Annotated in this window: 25 protein-coding genes; 7 read left to right on the forward strand and 18 right to left on the reverse strand. The window is 58.4% G+C overall.

Translation table 11 applies throughout. The features are described from left to right. Nucleotides 1–36: 36 nt before the first annotated feature. Nucleotides 37–846: a division plane positioning ATPase MipZ gene (locus tag AC2FJC_RS16065; RefSeq protein WP_496727013.1), complete on the reverse strand. Its 810-nt coding sequence runs from the start codon at nt 844–846 to the stop codon at nt 37–39. Nucleotides 847–1,063: 217 nt separating this feature from the next. On the opposite strand from AC2FJC_RS16065, the gene AC2FJC_RS16070 reads away from it, so the two are divergent. The 3 genes from AC2FJC_RS16070 (at nt 1,064) to AC2FJC_RS16080 (ending at nt 4,152) form a co-directional block, all read left to right on the forward strand. Further along, nucleotides 1,064–1,951, forward strand: a complete 888-nt coding sequence (locus tag AC2FJC_RS16070) for an AEC family transporter (protein ID WP_496740250.1) — start codon at nt 1,064–1,066, stop codon at nt 1,949–1,951. A gap of 81 nt (nt 1,952–2,032) precedes the next feature. After that, complete coding sequence (locus tag AC2FJC_RS16075; RefSeq protein WP_496740251.1) at nt 2,033–3,628, forward strand: MFS transporter; 1,596 nt, start codon at nt 2,033–2,035, stop codon at nt 3,626–3,628. A gap of 59 nt (nt 3,629–3,687) precedes the next feature. After that, nucleotides 3,688–4,152, forward strand: a complete 465-nt coding sequence (locus tag AC2FJC_RS16080; RefSeq protein ID WP_496740252.1) for a GNAT family N-acetyltransferase — start codon at nt 3,688–3,690, stop codon at nt 4,150–4,152. Nucleotides 4,153–4,231: 79 nt separating this feature from the next. Here AC2FJC_RS16080 and rpmE read toward each other — a convergent pair whose 3' ends face one another. Together rpmE and rplS are read right to left on the reverse strand one after the other, a co-directional pair. Further along, complete coding sequence (gene rpmE / locus AC2FJC_RS16085) at nt 4,232–4,453, reverse strand: 50S ribosomal protein L31 (protein ID WP_010437577.1); 222 nt, start codon at nt 4,451–4,453, stop codon at nt 4,232–4,234. An 11-nt stretch (nt 4,454–4,464) separates the two neighbouring features. Beyond that, nucleotides 4,465–4,848, reverse strand: a complete 384-nt coding sequence (gene rplS / locus AC2FJC_RS16090) for a 50S ribosomal protein L19 (RefSeq protein WP_058273331.1) — start codon at nt 4,846–4,848, stop codon at nt 4,465–4,467. A gap of 378 nt (nt 4,849–5,226) precedes the next feature. On the opposite strand from rplS, the gene AC2FJC_RS16095 reads away from it, so the two are divergent. Then, the gene (locus AC2FJC_RS16095; RefSeq protein ID WP_496740253.1) at nt 5,227–6,030 is read left to right on the forward strand and encodes a glycoside hydrolase family 25 protein; all 804 of its coding nucleotides are present in this window, start codon (nt 5,227–5,229) and stop codon (nt 6,028–6,030) included. Here AC2FJC_RS16095 and AC2FJC_RS16100 read toward each other — a convergent pair. The 13 genes from AC2FJC_RS16100 to AC2FJC_RS16160 form a co-directional block, all read right to left on the reverse strand. Next, a complete protein-coding gene (locus AC2FJC_RS16100; RefSeq protein ID WP_496740254.1) occupies nt 6,027–6,440 on the reverse strand; it encodes a hypothetical protein in 414 nt (137 codons plus the stop codon). The two genes, AC2FJC_RS16095 and AC2FJC_RS16100, sit on opposite strands and share 4 nt — an antisense overlap. A gap of 146 nt (nt 6,441–6,586) precedes the next feature. Next, nucleotides 6,587–7,396: a tRNA (guanosine(37)-N1)-methyltransferase TrmD gene (trmD, locus tag AC2FJC_RS16105; RefSeq protein WP_496740255.1), complete on the reverse strand. Its 810-nt coding sequence runs from the start codon at nt 7,394–7,396 to the stop codon at nt 6,587–6,589. After that, nucleotides 7,393–8,208: a hypothetical protein gene (locus tag AC2FJC_RS16110; RefSeq protein ID WP_496740256.1), complete on the reverse strand. Its 816-nt coding sequence runs from the start codon at nt 8,206–8,208 to the stop codon at nt 7,393–7,395. Before AC2FJC_RS16110 ends, trmD begins: the two co-directional genes overlap by 4 nt. After that, complete coding sequence (rimM, locus tag AC2FJC_RS16115; RefSeq protein WP_058278985.1) at nt 8,208–8,711, reverse strand: ribosome maturation factor RimM; 504 nt, start codon at nt 8,709–8,711, stop codon at nt 8,208–8,210. Before rimM ends, AC2FJC_RS16110 begins: the two co-directional genes overlap by 1 nt. Further along, complete coding sequence (locus AC2FJC_RS16120) at nt 8,704–8,853, reverse strand: hypothetical protein (RefSeq protein ID WP_199520026.1); 150 nt, start codon at nt 8,851–8,853, stop codon at nt 8,704–8,706. Before AC2FJC_RS16120 ends, rimM begins: the two co-directional genes overlap by 8 nt. Before the next feature lie 6 nt (nt 8,854–8,859). Next, on the reverse strand, nt 8,860–9,495 hold the full coding sequence (gene bluB, locus AC2FJC_RS16125) for a 5,6-dimethylbenzimidazole synthase (RefSeq protein ID WP_496727023.1): 636 nt from the start codon (nt 9,493–9,495) through the stop codon (nt 8,860–8,862). A gap of 12 nt (nt 9,496–9,507) precedes the next feature. Continuing rightward, nucleotides 9,508–9,897: a 30S ribosomal protein S16 gene (gene rpsP, locus AC2FJC_RS16130; protein WP_170561254.1), complete on the reverse strand. Its 390-nt coding sequence runs from the start codon at nt 9,895–9,897 to the stop codon at nt 9,508–9,510. A gap of 42 nt (nt 9,898–9,939) precedes the next feature. Next, the gene (locus tag AC2FJC_RS16135; RefSeq protein WP_170561253.1) at nt 9,940–10,236 is read right to left on the reverse strand and encodes a chorismate mutase; all 297 of its coding nucleotides are present in this window, start codon (nt 10,234–10,236) and stop codon (nt 9,940–9,942) included. Then, nucleotides 10,233–10,784 carry a GNAT family N-acetyltransferase gene (locus AC2FJC_RS16140; protein WP_496740257.1) on the reverse strand — a complete coding sequence of 184 codons (552 nt, stop codon included), beginning with the start codon at nt 10,782–10,784 and terminating at the stop codon, nt 10,233–10,235. Before AC2FJC_RS16140 ends, AC2FJC_RS16135 begins: the two co-directional genes overlap by 4 nt. Further along, a complete protein-coding gene (locus tag AC2FJC_RS16145; protein WP_496740258.1) occupies nt 10,781–11,332 on the reverse strand; it encodes a GNAT family N-acetyltransferase in 552 nt (183 codons plus the stop codon). Before AC2FJC_RS16145 ends, AC2FJC_RS16140 begins: the two co-directional genes overlap by 4 nt. Next, nucleotides 11,329–11,841, reverse strand: a complete 513-nt coding sequence (locus tag AC2FJC_RS16150) for a GNAT family N-acetyltransferase (protein WP_496740259.1) — start codon at nt 11,839–11,841, stop codon at nt 11,329–11,331. Before AC2FJC_RS16150 ends, AC2FJC_RS16145 begins: the two co-directional genes overlap by 4 nt. A 41-nt stretch (nt 11,842–11,882) precedes the next feature. Then, a complete protein-coding gene (gene ffh, locus AC2FJC_RS16155) occupies nt 11,883–13,388 on the reverse strand; it encodes a signal recognition particle protein (RefSeq protein WP_496740260.1) in 1,506 nt (501 codons plus the stop codon). 161 nt (nt 13,389–13,549) lie between these two features. Further along, nucleotides 13,550–14,068, reverse strand: a complete 519-nt coding sequence (locus AC2FJC_RS16160; protein WP_496740261.1) for a hypothetical protein — start codon at nt 14,066–14,068, stop codon at nt 13,550–13,552. An 89-nt stretch (nt 14,069–14,157) separates the two neighbouring features. On the opposite strand from AC2FJC_RS16160, the gene AC2FJC_RS16165 reads away from it, so the two are divergent. Further along, nucleotides 14,158–14,688 carry a prolyl-tRNA synthetase associated domain-containing protein gene (locus AC2FJC_RS16165; RefSeq protein ID WP_496740262.1) on the forward strand — a complete coding sequence of 177 codons (531 nt, stop codon included), beginning with the start codon at nt 14,158–14,160 and terminating at the stop codon, nt 14,686–14,688. Here AC2FJC_RS16165 and AC2FJC_RS16170 read toward each other — a convergent pair whose 3' ends face one another. Both AC2FJC_RS16170 and AC2FJC_RS16175 read right to left on the reverse strand, forming a co-directional pair. After that, nucleotides 14,689–15,429: an aspartate/glutamate racemase family protein gene (locus tag AC2FJC_RS16170; protein WP_496740263.1), complete on the reverse strand. Its 741-nt coding sequence runs from the start codon at nt 15,427–15,429 to the stop codon at nt 14,689–14,691. Between the two features lie 71 nt (nt 15,430–15,500). Next, nucleotides 15,501–16,082: an FMN-dependent NADH-azoreductase gene (locus AC2FJC_RS16175; RefSeq protein WP_496733690.1), complete on the reverse strand. Its 582-nt coding sequence runs from the start codon at nt 16,080–16,082 to the stop codon at nt 15,501–15,503. 118 nt (nt 16,083–16,200) lie between these two features. Between AC2FJC_RS16175 and AC2FJC_RS16180 the strand changes: the two genes are divergently transcribed. Together AC2FJC_RS16180 and AC2FJC_RS16185 are read left to right on the forward strand one after the other, a co-directional pair. Continuing rightward, nucleotides 16,201–17,079, forward strand: coding sequence for a LysR family transcriptional regulator (locus AC2FJC_RS16180; protein WP_109312250.1), 879 nt, complete (start codon nt 16,201–16,203; stop codon nt 17,077–17,079). Beyond that, nucleotides 17,076–17,990, forward strand: a complete 915-nt coding sequence (locus AC2FJC_RS16185; protein ID WP_496740313.1) for a DMT family transporter — start codon at nt 17,076–17,078, stop codon at nt 17,988–17,990. The genes AC2FJC_RS16180 and AC2FJC_RS16185 overlap by 4 nt, the downstream gene beginning before the upstream one ends. Nucleotides 17,991–18,031 lie beyond the last annotated feature (41 nt).

Raw genomic sequence — 18,031 nt, forward strand, 5'->3', positions numbered from 1 at the left:
TTGTAGCGCTGGGGCTGGAACGCCCGAACGTGGCCGTTAGAAGTCGATCTCAACGCCCGGCAGGTTCAGCTCTTTCATCATGTCGCGCAGCTCTTGCCGTGCAGCGATGTTTGAAATGTTCAGCTGTTTGACCCCAATATCCTTGAGGTCCAGCAAGGTCAGGCCGCGTGGGAAAAGCTCGCGGAAGATAACCCGCTCGGAGAAACCCGAAGCGACGCGGAAGCCGATGCGCTGGGACAGCATTTCAATCGCGCGCTGCATCTTTTCCTTGTTGACCATGCGCTGGGTGCCGACGCGGTTGCGCACGACCACCCAGTCGATGGGTTTTAGTCCCGCCTGCGCGCGCAACTGACGCGCGTTCCACACCATTTCCGAATAGACCGACGGGCCTAGGATCTTCTCGCCCTTCGAGTCGATCCGTGCAAGCAGGTCAAAGTCGATAAAGCTGTCATTCAGTGGCGTGATCAGCGTGTCGGCCAGCGAATGTGCCACCTGACTTAAGCGGGTGTGTGATCCGGGGCAATCGATCAGGATGAAATCGCTGTCGCTTTCCAGCTCAGACACAGCAGCTGATAAGCGGTGGTCATAGATGTTTTCGCCGGGTTTCAGCTTGGCGGCATCAATCTCGGGCAGATCGTGGTGGCGAGGGCTAGGCAAAGTGACCTCGGACCCGTTCAGGAAATTACCGCGGTTCTCAAAGTACCGGCCAAGGCTGCGCTGCCGAAGATCAAGGTCCAGTGTGCTGACCTTGTGACCCAATCGCGCTAGTGCGGTCGCTACATGCATCGACACGGTCGATTTGCCTGCGCCGCCCTTCTCGTTCCCCACTACGATAATATGTGCCATGCTTGTATTCCCACGTCCCGCCGTGCTTAACCACACGTTGTTGCGACCCACTATATGTTGTGGAGGCCGGGAAGGGAAGAACCCCAAGCGCCATCGAAGGGCAATATCAGGCTCTAATTTGGAAAACTCAACCGGGTGTGTTGGTTAGGACGCGTGCTTGTCAAAGCGGATGGGCTGTTTCACAGTTCAAATCAGGGTTTTGCAATAGGGGAACCGGTTGGACCATCTGTTTTTGAACGTTCTGAACGTGGTTCTGCCGGTGCTGATCTGTGCTGGGATCGGCTATGCCCTTGCTGTGATCAAGGCGCCGTTCGACAACAAAGTCATCGGTGGGATCGTCTCACGCGTTGGGTACCCGACGCTGATCATCTCGCATCTGTCCACGACCCAAATTGCGGTTGGCGCCTTTCTGGACGTCATGACGGCCGCAACGCTGGCCATTGCGGGGTTCGGAGTGTTGGGGTTCCTGGCACTGAAAACCATGCGTCTGCCGGTTCGGGCCTTTTTGACGCCGCTGATGCATGGGAACGTGGGCAATATCGGGTTGCCTATCGCCTTGCTTGCGTTGGGTGATGCGGGAATGGCCTATACAATGGGATTTGTCGTGGTGGTGCTGATCAGCATTTTCACCGTCGGCATGTGGATCCCGGCGGGGGAGTTTTCACCCAGAAAGCTCGTCACGTCCCCGATCATTTATGCAGTGATCCTATCGCTGGTGCTTTTGGCGAGCGGATCAAGCTTGCCTCAACCGCTGGCAAAATCCTTCGACATTCTTGGGGGGCTCTCGATCCCACTGATGCTGCTGACATTGGGCCATACGCTGGCAACGTTGCGGATCAAAAGCCTGGGCCGGGCGGTGCTGTTGACCGTTCTGCATCTGGTCATGGCGATTGCAATCGCCAGCGCTTTGGTATGGGTTTTTGGTTTCACCGGGGCTGAGCGCGGCGCGGTGATCCTGTGTTGCCTGATGCCGTCCTCGGTTGCGACTTACCTGTTCATCGACCAGCATGTGCCGGAATACGGGCCGGATGTTGCTGGTTTCATTCTTGTGTCGACGCTGGCCACGATCATCGTCCTGCCGGTGGCTCTGTCTTACTGGATCTAAAGCCGACCCTATGCGCAGCGACAAAAATCGCTAAACTGCTGATTAATTGCTTTTAAGAACAATGAGTTTTGGGGTGGAATTATGACCGACAAGACGCCTTCTGACCCATCGCACGAGGGGGGTGCCCGCGTTGTGCTGGCGATGACGGCTATCTGTATGATGGTTGTTGGGTTTAACACAACGGCCGTCGCGACCATCCTGCCGAACCTCAAGGCCGAGTTCGATTTGACACCATCCGGTCTGCAATGGGTGATGGCAACCTATACCGTGGCCAGCGCCACGCTGGTCACAATCGTCAGCCGGTTGGGCGATATCACCGGCAAGATGGGCGTGTTCTTTGCTGGTATGATTGTCTTCGGCATTGGGTCCGCCTCGGTCCTGTTTGCGCAAGACGGCGCGATGCTTTTGGTTGGGCGCGGGGCACAGGGTGCAGGGGCTGCAGCCTTGTTTGGAACATCTCTGTCATTGCTCACCGCTGCCACACCCGAAGAGCAGCGTGCAGGTGTCACCGGCGCATGGGGTGCAATTGTCGGTCTTGCCATTGGCGTCGGGCCGATCGTCGGCGGAGCCTTTGCCCACTACATCAGCTGGCGCGCAGTGTTTGCGACCGATCTGGTGTTGCTGATGTTCGCCTTCCTGATTGGGCTACATGTCAGCCGGCGCAGATACGTGCCGGACACACGTCAGGCCGGGGCCAAGTTTGACTATCCGGGCGCTTTTGCGTTGCTATTGTTCCTTGGCCCGCTGTCCTTTGCGCTTAGCAATGGCGAAAGCAGCGGGTGGGCAACGCCGATGACATTGATGCCACTGGGTGTTGCGGCGGTTGCGACAATCATCCTTGTTATCGTGTCCCGCCGCAGCGACGATCCGTTGATCGAGCTGCGATACTTCAAGCATCCCCGCTATTTCATGGCCGCCGTTGGCATGTTCTTCACCGGCTTCACGCTGTTCTGCTTCTTTGTGTATTTCAACACGTTCGTTCAATCCCCGGACGCCTTCGGTTATTCGCCCATCGGCGCAGGTTTAGCGATCATGCCGCTTAGCCTCAGCATGTTCGTGATCTCGGTCACTGCACCCCGGTTTCTGGGGCCCTACAGCTTTCAATGGCCTATCGTGATCGGCTTGGGGGCGATGGCCTGTGGGTTCTTGTTGTTGATGACAACCTCGAACTCTACCCAATATGTCGAGATCTGGTGGAAGCTGATGATTGTCGGTATCGGGTTGGGGATCTGTTTCTCGCTGCTACCCCGGCTGGGCCTGCGCCTTTTGCCGGAAGAGCATGTGGGGCAGGGGTCCGGGGTGATTAATGCCTGCCTGTATTTTGGCGCGACACTGGGTGCCGTAGTCGGAGGTTTGGCCGAAGCTATAACGACCCGCAGAGGTATTTCCGAGGTCATGAATGCTTTGCCCACCGGGTCCGCCCAGCGAGAAGATCTGGCCCATTCCCTGACCCATGGGACGCCGAGCCAAATCCAACAACTGATCGCTAAAATGGATCCTGAAACTAGCGTTGCATTGGCCAAGGCCCTTCGGGACTTGCAAGACAACGCCTTTGACAGCGCGATGCTTGTTACTGCTGCGGCGGCACTAGTCGGGATGGCTTTGGCACTGATGTTGCTTCGGGGGCCGGTGCCGCCTGTACACAGCGCAGCCGAGCTGACGCGTGCGAAGAGTTGAGTTCGCTTCGACTGTTGACAATTCTTCTACTGGAAATCCGGCTGTGATAGTAGGTCTCCATGGTTGAGTTTGCGCTACTCTCTCAAAAAACCCTGCGCCTTTTGGCGGCTTTGTCTGTGCGCGACAATCAGGCAGGGTTTGTCGCGACAAATCTAATGACGATGGCGCAGTCGATTTTCGAACCGGGGTCAGAAATCTATGGCATTTGGGATGGCGGCGATGCGGTGGGTTTGCTTGCCATTATCGACATGGCACATCCCGATGCAGAATTGGATGACGAGGATGACCCGGATGGCGTCTATATCTGGCGGCTGATGGTCGATAAATCTCGTCAGGGCCGGGGCTATGGAATGGCCGCATTGGATTTTGCGAAATCCGTGGCTTTGAAAAAGGGTCGCTCTAACCTGGTGATCAGCGTCGTCGACGAACCCGGCAGTGCGCTGCCGCTTTATCAATCGTTCGGGTTTGCGCCGACTGGCCGGCTTGTCGATGGCGAGGTCGAGTTGATCATGCGGCTGGCTTAGCCACTTATTTTTGGCAACGTTCTACCCACAAAAAAGGCCGCCCCGGTGGGCGGCCTTTCGCATCTCAAAAGGTTCCGGCTTAGAAGCCCAGACCTTCGTATTTCTTCTTGAACTTCGACACACGGCCGCCGGCGTCCAGCAGGCGCGACGAACCACCGGTCCATGCAGGGTGCACAGAGGGGTCGATTTCCAGAGCCAGCTGATCGCCTTCGGCGCCCCAGGTGGATTTCATCTGAACTACGGTGCCATCGGTCATTTTGACGTCGATGACGTGATAATCGGGATGGATGTCTTTTTTCATCTTTCCGTTCCTTACGCTTCGGCGCCAGCCTTGGGCTTGTAGTTGGTGACTTCTGCGATACGCGCGGATTTACCACGGCGCGAGCGCAGATAGTACAGTTTGGCGCGACGGACGCGGCCACGGCGGACAACGGTGATGCTGTCGATGTTGGTCGAATACAGCGGGAACACACGTTCTACGCCTTCGCCAAACGAAATTTTGCGAACGGTGAACGCACCGGCGATGGTGTTGCCGCCTTTGCGGGCGATGCAGACGCCTTCGTAGTTCTGTACACGGGTGCGCGACCCTTCGGTCACTTTAAAGCCGACACGGATGGTGTCACCGGCTTTGAAATCGGGGATGTCTTTCCCCAGGGCGGCAATCTGTTCCGCCTCAAGCTGTGCGATCAGGTCCATCGCATTTCTCCTATCTGCTCGTGGTTGGTCCACGAAGTTGAGCACGGCCTGAGAGCTCTTGGTCTTCACCGGGTCCTGCGTACAGCCCGCCAGAGGTCAGATCGAATATTCCTTTGGTCCGGTCCGCCCTGCCGCGCCGTGGCCGAAGAAAGCCGGGCGTCACGCCATGATGCAAACCAAAACACCGGAGTCGCATGTCGCGGCACCGGATTGCGCTGCTTTACGGGCTTTGTGGGCAGGGATCAAGCCTGAATCTCTATAAAGATCGGGGCGGAGTGGTAGGTTTTCGCCGCTTGTCAACAACACCGTTGCCTTGTCAGGCAGATCGGGCATTCTAGAGGGAATTATAAGAGCAGAAATTTGGAACAGGAACATACCATGCGTACAGCATTGATGCTGGCTGTTATGGCCTTCGCGACCCTGTCTTGCGGTCGCAGCAGCCCGCCGCCCCAACAGGTTGAACCAAAGGCATTTCTGAGCACCACGTCGCCTTCGGTCATTTTTCCAAGCTTTGGGGATGCCAAGCCGCATGAGTGGGAAGGCCGGCATCCGGGGCATTATCCGGTTCACGGGCTCGATGTTTCGCGATGGCAGGGCCCGATTGACTGGCGAAAGGCCAAGTCATCTGGCGTCAGTTTCGTATTCATCAAGGCGACCGAGGGGGGCGACGTGGCCGATCCTTTGTTTGATGATCACCGGCGCGGGGCGCAAGCCGCGGGCGTTCCTTGGGGGGCTTATCACTACTACTATTTCTGCCGACCGGCGCATGAGCAGGCAAAATGGTTCATCGAGAACGTGCCCCGAGGTGCCGACCTGCCGCATGTGCTGGATATGGAATGGACGCCACATTCCAAGACCTGCACCATCAGACCCGATGGCGCCACCGTCCGGTCCGAGGCGAAGCGGTTCCTTGATATCCTGGAACGCCACTATGGCCGCCGCCCGATCGTCTATACGACCGTGGATTTCTACGGTGACACCGATATCGCCCGCCTGCCCAAGACGGAATTCTGGCTGCGGTCGGTCGCCGGGCACCCGCGCAACGTTTACCCCAAGGCCGCGTGGCGGTTTTGGCAGTATACGGGCACGGGTTTGGTTCCTGGCGTTCAGGGGAAAGTGGACATCAACACGTTCAATGGTCCGCCGGAAATCTGGGCTAGGTGGAAGGCCGGGGGGTCCTAAACCTTGGGCACCCCAAAGGTTTCGATAGTGCCTCCGCCCACAAGATGATCCAACCGGCGCACGCGTTCGTTATCAGGCGCCTGGCGCAACCAGGAACGCTCGCCTGCGGTCAGATCGCGGCGTTCAAATCCAAGTTCGGTCATGCAGCGGTCAATCTGGTCGATCTCTCCTTGCGTGCGCGCCCCGTCCTGAGTGTTGTATCCAATGATCGCGCCGACGACCGGAGATGTCAGAATAATAGCCGTCGCGTAGTTGCCGATGACAGCAGCGTTGCCACCGATATCTGCTTCGGTGGTGCAAGACTCGACCGAGACACGGGCGGAATGCAGATTATGGCCCGCCTGTGTTGGCACCGACAATTCCAGAGGTTTGGTTGTGCATGCCGAAACGGCAAGCACTGCGAAGCACATGATTTTTCTCATTTGATAGCCTGTTATGCGTTGATCAAAAATTGCTTTTGCAACATCTTCAGAATGAGTAATTTTGAGAAAAGTCAGCTTCAAGTAGATTTCGTCGAAAGGGTGAACTTGCTGCAGACAAGTCACACCTGAGAGGATCAGTCCGGTGTCCCATCCCCGGATTCCTCATAGCGTTCCCACAGATCAGGGCGTCGCTTGCGGGTGATCTCTTCAGACATCTGGTGCCGCCATTCGGCAATGCGCCCGTGATGACCAGACATCAGAATGTCGGGGATCGGGCGGCCTTTCCAATCTGCGGGTCGGGTGTATTGCGGGTGCTCTAAAAGACCCGAGGAAAAGCTTTCGTCTTCGGCTGAGGCCTGGTTGCCCAATACGCCGGGAATCAACCGCACAGTTGAGTCAATCAGCGCCTGTGCCGCAATTTCGCCTCCGGTCATCACGAAATCACCAAGGCTGACTTCCTGAACGCCATAATGCTCCAACACGCGTTCATCGACGCCTTCGAACCGACCGCAGAGCAAGGTCATGCCGTCGCAGCGCGCGAGGTTTTGCATCATACGTTGATCCATGCGGCGACCGCGCGGGCTGAGGTAGATCAATGGCCAGTTGCCCTGCACGCCAGCCATTGTGTGTTCGATTGCCTCACCCAGCACGTCTGCGCGCAACACCATACCCGCGCCGCCGCCAGCCGGCGTGTCATCGACATTGCGATGCTTGCCAACGCCGAACTGGCGCAGATCCACGGTCTCTAATTGCCACAACCCTTCTTGCAAGGCTTTGCCCGTCAAGCTTTCGCCGAGAACGCCGGGAAAGGCGGAAGGGAACAGGGTGATGATTTTTGCCTTCCAGACCCCGTGCAGATCAGGTGTCGGAGTCATCAATTCACGCGGCTTCAGCGTGGGTCGGATTGCCTTGCGCCCATGAGATTTGCTTGGCTTGTCTGTCATATTGTGCCGACCATCGCGTTCTTTGCCCGCTCTACTACCAGTGCTTTTTGCCGGGTCAACTCCGCTTCGTCCAGATGGGATCGGTTCAGCGTCAGCAATTCGGCCAGCACGCTTTCCGGCAGCCTGCTGTTGGATTTTGTGGGCGGCACCAAAAGCTGCGCTTTTTCCCGAGGCAAGTTCAGGAATTCGGCAAAAGGCGTACCGGGACCAAAGCGGCGCAAATGCGTCTCTTCCAGCCACTCTTGGATCACGGTGACCGCCGGCAGTTTCTTGCGAATGTCCGAGACCGTTTCCTCGAGTGGGGGCAGGTGATCCATGTTCGTGCGGAAGGTTTCGAAATCCTGGACTTCACGGGTTCTTTGAAGATCGTGCGCCCACAGGCTGCGCAACCACGCTCCACGCTGGCGCAGGGACAGGTAGATCGTGATATCGACCTCCTGATCCTCGAATCGATCGCGGACGGCGTCCACCAGACAAGCGGCCAGATCGGGTGCAGCTGCATACCCCTGTTCGATATTGCGGCTGGGACGCAGGCCGCTGAAATTCTCTTCACTGACGATCAGGCCGCGTTTCGTGCCGAAGTTCCGCGTTGCCAGATACTCTCGGGTCTGCGAGCTGAATTCGGACAGCGTTCCCACGGTTCCATAGATGGAATGGCGGGTCGCGGCACCTGACAGCCCCAATTTGCGCGTCTTGTAAGGCAGCAACAGTGCAAAATGTGGCCAGATCAATTCGCGGTTTTCATACAAAAATGATTGTGCTGCAGTGGTTCCGGTCTTGTGTAGCCCCAGATGCAGCAGAACGCGTCGCATCAGATCAGCCCCTCGGGCGGGTCTGCGATGATGCGGCCTTTGTCCAGATCCACAGTTGGAACAACCTCAAGCGTGAAGGGCAGAAAAACGGTGCCTTTCAACCCCGGCCCGTGCAGTTCCAGCAGATCTGCGGCGCCGTGGTTTTGTACCGACTTCACACGACCCAGCAGCGTTCCGCCGGTGTCGTAGACCTCAAGCTCGATCAGGTCGGTGTGATAGAATTCGTCATCAGGCAATGACGGCAGCTGATCACGCCGCGCGAATAGGCGGAGGCCGTTGATGGCGTCTGCCTGTTCTTTGGTCTCGATCCCACCCAAACGCGCCGCAAAGCCGTTTTTGATTGGGCGGGTCAGCACCAGGGGATAGCGTTCCTTGCCGTCTTCGTCAGTTAGGGGCGAATAGGTCTCGATATCCTCTGGGATGGCGCAAAAACTTTTTAGCCGCACTTCGCCGCGCACGCCGTACGACCCCGCAACGCTGCCCACGCAGATCAGATCAGTCATTTGGCTCTTCCGTCGTTACACATAATCCGTCCTGCCAGTCTCCAAGCGGGGCACATGCCTCGCGTTGGTTATTGCGCTCAAAGAACACGCCCACAATAAAAGCGATCAGCAACAGGATGGGAAGCCGTATCAGTCCGAACATCTGGCTTTACCGCGTTTCGATATGCAACCGGGCGCTGCGCTGTTCCCAGCCGGCACGCTCAAGTTCGGGTCTTTCAGACATTTCTTCCGGCCAGCCCACACAATAGTAGCCGACCAGAGACCAATCGTCAGGCACAGCCAGATCGCGTTTCATCTGTTCTGGATCAAGGATTGAGACCCAGCCCAGACCTAATCCCTCGGCCCGCAAGGCGAGCCAGAACAAGGTGATCGCGGCGACGACGGAATAGCGGCGCATCTCGGGCATTGTGCCCGCGCCCAGCCCCAGACCTTTGTTGGTCGTCTCGTCCGAGAATACAGCCAGCTGAACAGGCGCTTCCTGCATGCCGGACAGCTTCAGGCGGCTGTATTTCAACGCCTTGTCGCCCGAGTATCCCGCAAGGGCCTCTTCGTTGGCGTTTTGGAAATTCTCCAGCGCCGCGGCACGCGCCGCTTCGCTTTCGACGCGAATGACGCGCCAGGGTTCGCTCAGCCCCACTGAAGGGGCCAGTCGAAATGTGTCGAGGCAGCGCGTCAGCACCGCCTCGTCCACGGGATCGGTGCGGAACCGGCGCACATCGCGCCGTAGCCGCATCAACAGTTCGAACTGCGTGCGAAAATCGTCGGTGAAGTCCTGATCCTGCACGCGCCGACCTGCTTACTCTTCTGCTGCTGCTTCTTCAGCCGGCGCAGCAGCCGCTTCGGCAGCTTCAGCAGCCTTTGCAGCTTTTTCTTCTGCGCGTTCCTGAGCTTTCTTGCCCGGGGTGCCCTTGTTGGGGTTGTTGCGCTCGGCCTTGTCGCGGGTACCGGCAGCTTCCAGCATCCGTGCGATACGGTCGGTGGGCTGTGCGCCCTGGTCCAGCCAGTACTGAACGCGCTCCATGTTCATTTTCACGCGCTCTTCGCTGTCTTTGGGCAGCAGCGGGTTGTAGGTGCCCAGCTTTTCGATGAAGCGACCATCGCGGGGCATACGGCTGTCAGCCGCTACGATGCGATAGAAAGGACGCTTTTTCGAGCCGCCGCGGGCGAGACGAATTTTCATTGCCATGGTGGTATCTCCTTTGAATGGCGTATCCGGTGGTTCACCGGTTTAGTTCTGGTGTTTCTTGTGGTGTCGGATGACTTCCTGAATGATGAAATTCAGAAAAGCCTTGGCGAAATCGGGGTCCAGATCGGCTTCTTTCGCCAGTTCTTCTAACCGTGCGATCTGCGCGGCCTCGCGCGAAGGATCGGACGGGGGAAGTTCGTGTTCGGCCTTGAGCTTGCCAACGGCCTGGGTGTGCTTGAACCGCTCGCCCAACGTGTAGACAAGGATCGCGTCCAGCCGATCAATGCTTTCGCGATGCTCTTTCAGCAACGTCGCAGCCCGTGTCACAGGGTTGTTCATTGGCCGGTCCTCTCAGCGGTCAAAGCGGTGTCGGAAATGTCGATTATCGGGTGCCGCCAAACCTGACAGCGTTCGCCCACAACCTCGCCTTCGCGCTCATAAGTGGCACCAAGACGTTCGGCTAATGCGCGCGAGCGGTCATTCGCGTGGGCGATGTATGAGATCGGACCTTTCACCCCCTGGTGTTGGGCGGCATAGGCGCGGGCAGCCATCGCAGCCTCGAATGCAATGCCCTTGCCTTCGAAGCCGTCGAAAAGGACCCAACCCAATTCCGGCTCATCCCAGCCCGGAGCGTTGATGATCCCGGTCCAGCCTGCAAACGCGCCGCTTGCCCTTTCAACGATGTGCCAACCGCCGTAACCCATGATGGCCCAGTGCCCGAACCGGCCCAAAAGCGACCGCCATGCCTCCAGCGGCGTTTTTGGCCCACCGACCATACGGCTGCGTTCCGACGCGAAGAAAGCCGTCATTGCGGGCAGATCACCTTCTTGTGGTGCCCGCAGGATCAGGTTTTCTGTTTCAACGGTGGGGATGGTGTACGACGTCATGCGTAGGCCTCGATCCCGCCATTCACCAGATCGGCCGGGGCAGGGTGCCGCCAGACCTGCATTGTACCGAAACCCGGGTGTTCGTAGGTATAATCAAACTGCGCGCCCAGCCTTTCGGCCACGGCCTTGCTGCCCAGATTGTCCGGGTCGATCAGAGAAATCGCCGTTTCCCACCCCAACACATCATAGGCATGCGCTCGCGCGGCCAGAGCGGCCTCGGTCGCGTAACCTTTGCCGGTGGCGTTATTCATCAACGTCCAGCCGATTTCGGGCTCGGGCCAGCTATGGGGGAACCACAGGCCCACATGGCCGACATAGGTGCCGGTGCCCTTTTCTTCGACGCCCCAGAACCCATATCCGCGCATGGCCCAGTGACCCAGCAACATCGCCATTGCGCGCCAAGTTTCGTCCGGGCGTTTTGGGCCGTCGACGAATTTTGAGGCATCGCTGGCAAAGAACTCGGCCTCGGCCGCGAAATCAGCTTCGCAGGGGGCACGCATGATCAGGCGCTCGGTTTCCAGCGTCGGGATCGCCATGGAAAGTGTCATGCCTGCACCTCGTCATAGCGCCAGACATGCTGGTCTGCGTCAAAGGCGCTCTCAGCCATGGCGTCACGGGACGCACCAAGGCGTTGAGCCAGCGCATTCGAGCGGGCGTTGGATGCCGACACATAGCTTACGAACTGGTCGGACCCGAGCAGGTCAAAACCGAAGTCGCGAACGGCAGTGCAGGCCTCAGTAGCGTAGCCTTGCTTGCGGTATTCGGCGCTGAAAACATAGCCAAGCTCGGGTTCTTGATCGTCCCATTCCAAGCCCAGAATGACGAAGCCAATGACCTGACCGCCATCTTTCAGGGTGACCGAGAACAGGCCATGACCATGCAGAAGCCAGCCGGAGGTATAGTAGGAAAACTCGGTCCAGGCTTCTTGCTCAGTGTCACCAAAGCTTTCTGCGCAGACTGACGTCCACACCGGCAGGTCGTCCAAAGTGGGCGCACGCAGGACCAGCCGCCGGGTCTGAATGACCGGCAGGTCCGCGCGATATTGCGCTGCTGCCATCGCCGCCTTTCCGGACGGGGGCTGGGTGCAGCGTGCTGGCGTCACTTTTTCTTTCCAAATCCGCTCAGACCCGGAGGCAGAGCCATGCCGCCGCCCATGCCAGGCATACCGGGCATCTTGCCGCCCATCGCCTTGGCTGCCTGTTCCAGCGCTTTGGGATCCATACCCGCGGCCATTTCCTCAGGCGATGGGCCACCTTTGCCGAACATGCCTTTCATGGCCTGTTTCAGCATCTTGCCTTTGCCCATTTTGCCCATCTTCTTCATCATGTCCGACATCTGCCGGTGCATCTTGAGCAGCTTGTTGAGGTCGCTGACCTCCATCCCCGAACCGGCGGCGATCCGTTTCTTACGGCTCGCTTGCAGCAACTGCGGGTTGGCGCGTTCGCGTTTGGTCATGGACTGGATCATGGCGATCTGGCGTTTGAGCACCTTGTCATCCATGCCTGCTTCGTCGACCTGTTTGGCCATTTTGCCCATGCCCGGCATCATGCCCATCATGCCCTGCATGCCGCCCATCTGGATCATCTGTTCCAGCTGCATTTTCAGGTCGTTCATGTTGAACTGACCTTTGACCATGCGCTTCATCATGCGCTCGGTCTGTTCCATCTCCATCGTTTCCTGGGCTTTTTCGACCAGAGCAACGATGTCGCCCATGCCCAGAATCCGGCCGGCAATCCGGTCTGGCTCGAAGGTTTCGAGCGCGTCCATCTTCTCGCCCAGACCGACAAAGCGGATGGGTTTGCCGGTAACTGCGCGCATCGACAGCGCCGCACCGCCGCGCCCGTCACCGTCCATCCGGGTCAGGACGACGCCGGAAATGCCGACCTTGGCGTCAAATTCCTCGGCGACTTCAACAGCGACCTGTCCGGTCAGGCCGTCGACGACCAACAGGGTCTCGCGCGGATCAACCGCGTTTCGGACCTGCTCGACCTCGTCCATCAGAACTTCGTCGATGTGCAAACGGCCAGCAGTATCCAGCATATAGACGTCATAGCCGCCCAGCGTCGCCTGTTGCTTTGCGCGCTTGGCGATATCAACGGGTTTCTGGCCCGGCACAATCGGCAGGGTGTCCACGCCAACCTGCGTGCCCAGAACGGCCAGCTGATCCATCGCTGCCGGGCGATAAACGTCCAGCGATGCCATCAGGACCTTTTTGCCCTCTTTCTCTTTCAGGCGTTTGGCCAGTTTACCGGTCGTGGTCGTCTTACCCGAGCCCTGGAGGCCGACCATCAGGATCGGGGCAGGCGGGTTGTCGATCTTCAGCGCACCTGGATCTTCTTCACCGCGCAGGGTGTCGACCAACGCGTCATGCACGATCTTGACGACCTGCTGTCCGGGGGTAATCGACTTGGTCACCGCCTGACCGGTGGCCTGATCCTGCACTTTCTTGACGAATTCACGGGCAACCGGCAGCGAGACATCGGCCTCAAGCAGCGCAACCCGAACCTCGCGCAGAGCGGTTTTGACGTCCTCTTCGGACAGGGCACCCTGTTTGGTCAGCCGGTCAAAGACGCCAGAAAGGCGTTCGGATAGATTTTCAAACATGCCTTCGGCCTCCTTAGCCGGTTATCTGGTGGCGTGCCCTAGATAGGATGCGCCGGTTAAATGCACAAACGCCCCCACGGGCGTAACACGCTGGTGGGGGGCGATCCCTGAACGACTCAAGGGACCGGAAGATCAGACGCTTCCGGATGTTGGGTTGGGCTTTAGGCCGATCGGCTGGCAGAGTCAACCTTGCGCGCCGGAAGCCAGTCATTGACCGCATCAACCAGCCGATGCGCACCGCGACCATTTGAGAATGCCTCGACGATGGGATGCCGACCCTCGCTCATTCCCTTGTCCAATATTAGCACAGGGCGATATAGGGTGGATGTCCCCTTATTGCTTCTCGATACCGTGCTTTCGATCTCCGCATGGGACAAGTTTGAAAGCAAATGCTCGACGGTATCATAGCCAAAGACGGACTGCCTGCGGATCATTATTTTGTCTTTGTTCCGGTCCAAGATAACCTGAACGCGGCGCACAAAGGCGCAGAAGGCCCCAAGACCCATCCCACCGCCGAATAGGGCAAAGAAGATGCCGAACAAGATGCCCTCACCGCCCTCACTGACCATGAACAGGCCCGCGCCGACAAAAGCCAGAATGAAGAAGACCAGCGTCATGCCGATAAACCATGGCGTATCGGACAAGATCAGTTGGTTCGGAGAATTGCGCGTGACTTTCATGGCGGCACGCTAGCATCGATTTTCAGGCCTGTCGTGGCTTGAATCTGTCAGCGCATTGCGCGATTAGCGCCTCAAACGAGGAGGTGCCCATGGATGCGTCATCCGCTTTTCAAGACACGCTGCCGATCAGTTCAGACGCGCTGTTGCAGCGGCTGGATGACTGGGGGCTGAGCTATCGTCTGCGCACGCATATCCCCCTGCGCACGGTTGAGGATGCCAAAGGCGTTGAAGAGCAATTCCTGGTACCCGGCGAAAACACCTTGCGCCTCAAGAACCTGTACCTGCGCGACAAGAAAAAGCGGAACTATCTGGTGACGCTGGAACAAAGCCGCGAGATTGATCTTAAGGCGTTGGGCACAGAGCTGGGGATCGGTAATCTGTCGTTTGGATCGGCGGATCGGCTGTTTCAGAACCTTGGCATCCGCCCCGGCGCGGTCAGTCCGCTGGCCATGATCAACGGGGCGTCAAACGATGTGCGGTTCTTCATGGACGCCGCCGCGCAAACGGCGGACGTCATCTATATGCATCCGTTGGTAAATGACCGGACTGTCGCCATGACACGCGATGACCTGATGGCATTCTTCGATCAGATCGGATGCGAGATCACCTGGCTGCCGTGATCAATCGCTCAGCGCCTCTTTGAGGGCAGCGGCGACATGGGCGGCGGACGGATTGACGAACAGGTGGCCGTCAGCTTCAAAAACAGGGTCATCAAGGTGGTCGGGAAAGGCCAGCGGCAGTTCCGTGCACGCCAGCAAGATCGCAGTTCCAGGCTTTGCGTGCTTGTCGCAGAAAGTTAGTAAACGAGCGCGCGCCGTGGCTGATGCGCCGCCGTAGAAGTCACTGTCGATCATCGCCTGCATCTCGGCAATTTCCGTTTCGGGCAAGCGATCATTTGCAGTGATCCCTTCAGCGGCCAATCGGTCTGAATAATTGCTGGCCTGCATGGTCACTGTCGTTCCCAGAACCAGGGCTGTGGACGCCTTGGCAGATGCCGTGGCCTCAGCCGTTGCATCGAAAATGCTGAGAATGGGCATGGTGATACCTTGCCGGATCGCATGCAGCCGCGCGTGTGGAGTGTTCGAGGCGATGATGCCAAAGTCGCAGCCCGCGTTTTCAAGTGTTAACAGCGCCTCGCGAAACACCGCGTCGAACCCGGACCAACTGGCCTCGTCTCCGGCGGTTCCCCGCAGGGCGCGTGTTTTGGCCTGCGTAACGGATTCGATTGTCATGGGCGGGATCGGCAGGGGCGAGCTGTGGCCGCGATTGGCAAAGTGCCTGCTGGCCCCTTCTGCGATCGCTCGGTAATAATCCACGGTCGAGGCCCAGCCCACACCGCCCAGAATGCCGATTTTCTTCATGATGAACGCCCAGTCTGCAAATCTCGCTTAAGGCAGACTGGACGTTTCACATGGTAAAGGCCAGAGGTGGATCAAGCGGCGAGTTGAGTTACCGCTTTTTGGGCATTCGCCAAGGCGGCGTCCGCATCCAGCGCCATCTTGTCAGCCGCAATCACGTCGACGTCGTGGATGCCGATGAATCCTAGAACGTGCTTGGCATAGTTGGTGGCAAAGTCGATCTCAGACCCTACCTCGGTGCCGCCGGACGCGATCGCCAGCACGGCGCGCTTACCTTCCAGCAGGCCTTTGGGGCCGGTCTCCGAATAGGCAAAGGTCAGACCCACGCGGGCGACAAGGTCGATCCAGGCCTTGAAGGCCGCAGGCACCGAGAAATTGTAGATCGGCAGCCCGATGACAATGGTGTCGGCGTTTTGCAACTCGCTTACCAACTCGTCGGACAGGGCCAGCAGATCACGTTGAACCTCGTCACGCTGATCCGCGGGGGTGAAGTTGGCGTTGATCCAGTCTTCGGTCAACAAAGGCAGGGGGCTGGCAAGATCGCGGCGGATGATGCGCTGGGCTCCAAGGTGCCCGATAATCTGGCCGGAAAGGTCGCGGGTGGCGGATCCGGTGCGGCGGGCCGAGGCGTCGATATGCAGGATGGTCTTGGTCATGTCAGGGTTTCCTTTTTGGCGGGGTAACTGTTTCCGGTTCCAATATGAGTGTTGCGTCAGCGAACGAAACGCGGATATACCAACATGTATTGTTGGAATTTGCACAGTGGGCTTGAGCATGGATAATTGGGACGAAGTCAAAACCGCGTATCAGGTCGCTCGGATGGGCACTGTCAGCGGCGCGGCCGAAATCTTGGGCGTGCACCATGCCACCGTGATCCGCCATATCGACGCGATCGAGGCGCGGCTGGGCGTCAAACTGTTTCAGCGCCACGCCCGTGGCTATACCCCAACCGATGCCGGAGAGGACCTTCTGCGCGTGGCTCAGGCCACCGAAGATCAGTTCAATCAGTTGGTGGGCCGAATGAAGGGGCGCGGCGATGATGTGTCGGGCGAATTGGTTGTAACATCTCTGGCCTCGCTGGCGCCCTTAGTCGTTCCCGCCCTGTCCGAGTTCCAATCAATGCATCCGGGCCTGATCGTGCGTTACCTCACCGGGGACCGCCTGTTCCGCCTAGAATACGGCGAGGCGCATGTGGCCATCCGTGCGGGTGCCGCCCCGGACCAACCCGACAATGTTGTGCAGCCGTTTATCGAACAGGAAGTCGGCTTGTTTGCCAGCAAGTCATATATCGAGCGCCGAGGTAAACCAGCGAGCATTGACGAATTTGCAGACCACTTGTTTGTCGGCACGGACGATGAAAACAGCCGCGCTCCGTTTTCCAAGTGGTTACGTGCCACTGTCCCGGCCGAGGCCATCGCATTCCGCTGTACCAACAATTTCTGCTTGCGCGAGGCGGTTCTAGCCGGGGCAGGGATCGGTTTCATGGCACGATGGGAGGCATCGCGCGATCCGGAGTTAGTCGAAGTTATTGAGCCGTTGCCCGAATGGTTCGGCAAACTTTGGCTGGTGACCCATGTCGACCTGCATCGCACGACCAAAGTGCAGGCATTCCTATCGTTCCTTAAGGAAGAATCCAAAGGTTGGCTCTCGTGACACCGCAGGGGCGTGGTCATTTGGCAATGATCACATTCACTCTGCTGGTGGCGGGTAGCTTCTCGCTGGGCTCCATCGTGGCCAATCAGATTGCGCCGTTGGCGATTACAGCAGGGCGATTTCTGATTGCGGCTGTCATCATCGGCATTGCAGCGCTGGCCACCACCGGTTTGCCGCGCAGCGCTGCGCAAGCGCCGTGGCGATACGCCGTGTTGGGCGGGCTGTTCGCCACTTACTTTGTTCTTATGTTTTACGGCTTGAAAACCGCCGACCCGGTCAGCACATCTGCGGTATTCACCCTGACGCCGGTCATGTCTGCGGTCGCCGGATGGGTTCTGCTGCGCCAGATCACCACTCCGCGTATGGCTTTTGCCCTGACGGTGGGGGCAACCGGTGCTTTATGGGTTATCTTTCGCGCCGATTGGCAGTCCTTTCGCGCCTTCGAGATCGGCGGCGGAGAGATCATCTTTTTCTGGGGCTGCATGGCGCATGCAATCTACACGCCGATGGTGCGCAAACTGAACCGGGGCGAGCCCGCGGTAGTCTTTACATTTGGAACACTGGTTGCTGGCTGCGTGATCCTGACGGTGGTCGGCTGGTCAGACATCCGTGCAACCGATTGGGCGAACCTGCCGCTGATCGTCTGGGTCAGTCTGCTGTATCTTTCTATCTTCGCAACGGCCTCCAGTTTCGTTCTGGTCCAGTTTGCAGCGCTACGCCTGCCGTCGGCCAAGGTTATGGCCTACACTTATCTGATCCCCAGCTGGGTGATCCTGTGGGAGATCGCGCTTGGGCGGCCTGCGCCAACCGTCATGGTGCTGGTCGGTGTCGTTTTAACCGCGATCGCGCTGGTTCTGCTGCTCAAAAGCGAAGAGCAACCTGCGAAAGACACTGTGCCGGTCTCGGAATGACCCTTGTCTTTTGGCCGTAATCCAACAACCCTCGGGTCTGA

The organism is Ruegeria sp. CDSB117 (genome assembly GCF_059611005.1).

Excerpts from the sequence above, each read along its gene's own strand:
- AC2FJC_RS16120 (WP_199520026.1), bottom strand. The coding sequence starts at position 8,853 with ATGTTCGGACTGATACGGCTTCCCATCCTGTTGCTGATCGCTTTTATT.
- AC2FJC_RS16180 (WP_109312250.1), top strand. The coding sequence starts at position 16,201 with ATGGATAATTGGGACGAAGTCAAAACCGCGTATCAGGTCGCTCGGATG.
- rplS (WP_058273331.1), bottom strand. The coding sequence starts at position 4,848 with ATGGACCTGATCGCACAGCTTGAGGCGGAACAGATTGCCGCCCTGGGG.
- AC2FJC_RS16080 (WP_496740252.1), top strand. The coding sequence starts at position 3,688 with ATGGTTGAGTTTGCGCTACTCTCTCAAAAAACCCTGCGCCTTTTGGCG.
- rpsP (WP_170561254.1), bottom strand. The coding sequence starts at position 9,897 with ATGGCAATGAAAATTCGTCTCGCCCGCGGCGGCTCGAAAAAGCGTCCT.
- trmD (WP_496740255.1), bottom strand. The coding sequence starts at position 7,396 with ATGACAGACAAGCCAAGCAAATCTCATGGGCGCAAGGCAATCCGACCC.
- AC2FJC_RS16100 (WP_496740254.1), bottom strand. The coding sequence starts at position 6,440 with ATGTGCTTCGCAGTGCTTGCCGTTTCGGCATGCACAACCAAACCTCTG.
- AC2FJC_RS16140 (WP_496740257.1), bottom strand. The coding sequence starts at position 10,784 with ATGACGTCGTACACCATCCCCACCGTTGAAACAGAAAACCTGATCCTG.
- AC2FJC_RS16095 (WP_496740253.1), top strand. The coding sequence starts at position 5,227 with ATGCGTACAGCATTGATGCTGGCTGTTATGGCCTTCGCGACCCTGTCT.
- AC2FJC_RS16065 (WP_496727013.1), bottom strand. The coding sequence starts at position 846 with ATGGCACATATTATCGTAGTGGGGAACGAGAAGGGCGGCGCAGGCAAA.
- AC2FJC_RS16150 (WP_496740259.1), bottom strand. The coding sequence starts at position 11,841 with ATGGCAGCAGCGCAATATCGCGCGGACCTGCCGGTCATTCAGACCCGG.
- AC2FJC_RS16110 (WP_496740256.1), bottom strand. The coding sequence starts at position 8,208 with ATGCGACGCGTTCTGCTGCATCTGGGGCTACACAAGACCGGAACCACT.
- ffh (WP_496740260.1), bottom strand. The coding sequence starts at position 13,388 with ATGTTTGAAAATCTATCCGAACGCCTTTCTGGCGTCTTTGACCGGCTG.
- AC2FJC_RS16135 (WP_170561253.1), bottom strand. The coding sequence starts at position 10,236 with ATGAACAACCCTGTGACACGGGCTGCGACGTTGCTGAAAGAGCATCGC.
- rpmE (WP_010437577.1), bottom strand. The coding sequence starts at position 4,453 with ATGAAAAAAGACATCCATCCCGATTATCACGTCATCGACGTCAAAATG.
- AC2FJC_RS16145 (WP_496740258.1), bottom strand. The coding sequence starts at position 11,332 with ATGACACTTTCCATGGCGATCCCGACGCTGGAAACCGAGCGCCTGATC.
- rimM (WP_058278985.1), bottom strand. The coding sequence starts at position 8,711 with ATGACTGATCTGATCTGCGTGGGCAGCGTTGCGGGGTCGTACGGCGTG.
- AC2FJC_RS16160 (WP_496740261.1), bottom strand. The coding sequence starts at position 14,068 with ATGAAAGTCACGCGCAATTCTCCGAACCAACTGATCTTGTCCGATACG.
- AC2FJC_RS16075 (WP_496740251.1), top strand. The coding sequence starts at position 2,033 with ATGACCGACAAGACGCCTTCTGACCCATCGCACGAGGGGGGTGCCCGC.
- AC2FJC_RS16170 (WP_496740263.1), bottom strand. The coding sequence starts at position 15,429 with ATGAAGAAAATCGGCATTCTGGGCGGTGTGGGCTGGGCCTCGACCGTG.
- AC2FJC_RS16165 (WP_496740262.1), top strand. The coding sequence starts at position 14,158 with ATGGATGCGTCATCCGCTTTTCAAGACACGCTGCCGATCAGTTCAGAC.
- AC2FJC_RS16175 (WP_496733690.1), bottom strand. The coding sequence starts at position 16,082 with ATGACCAAGACCATCCTGCATATCGACGCCTCGGCCCGCCGCACCGGA.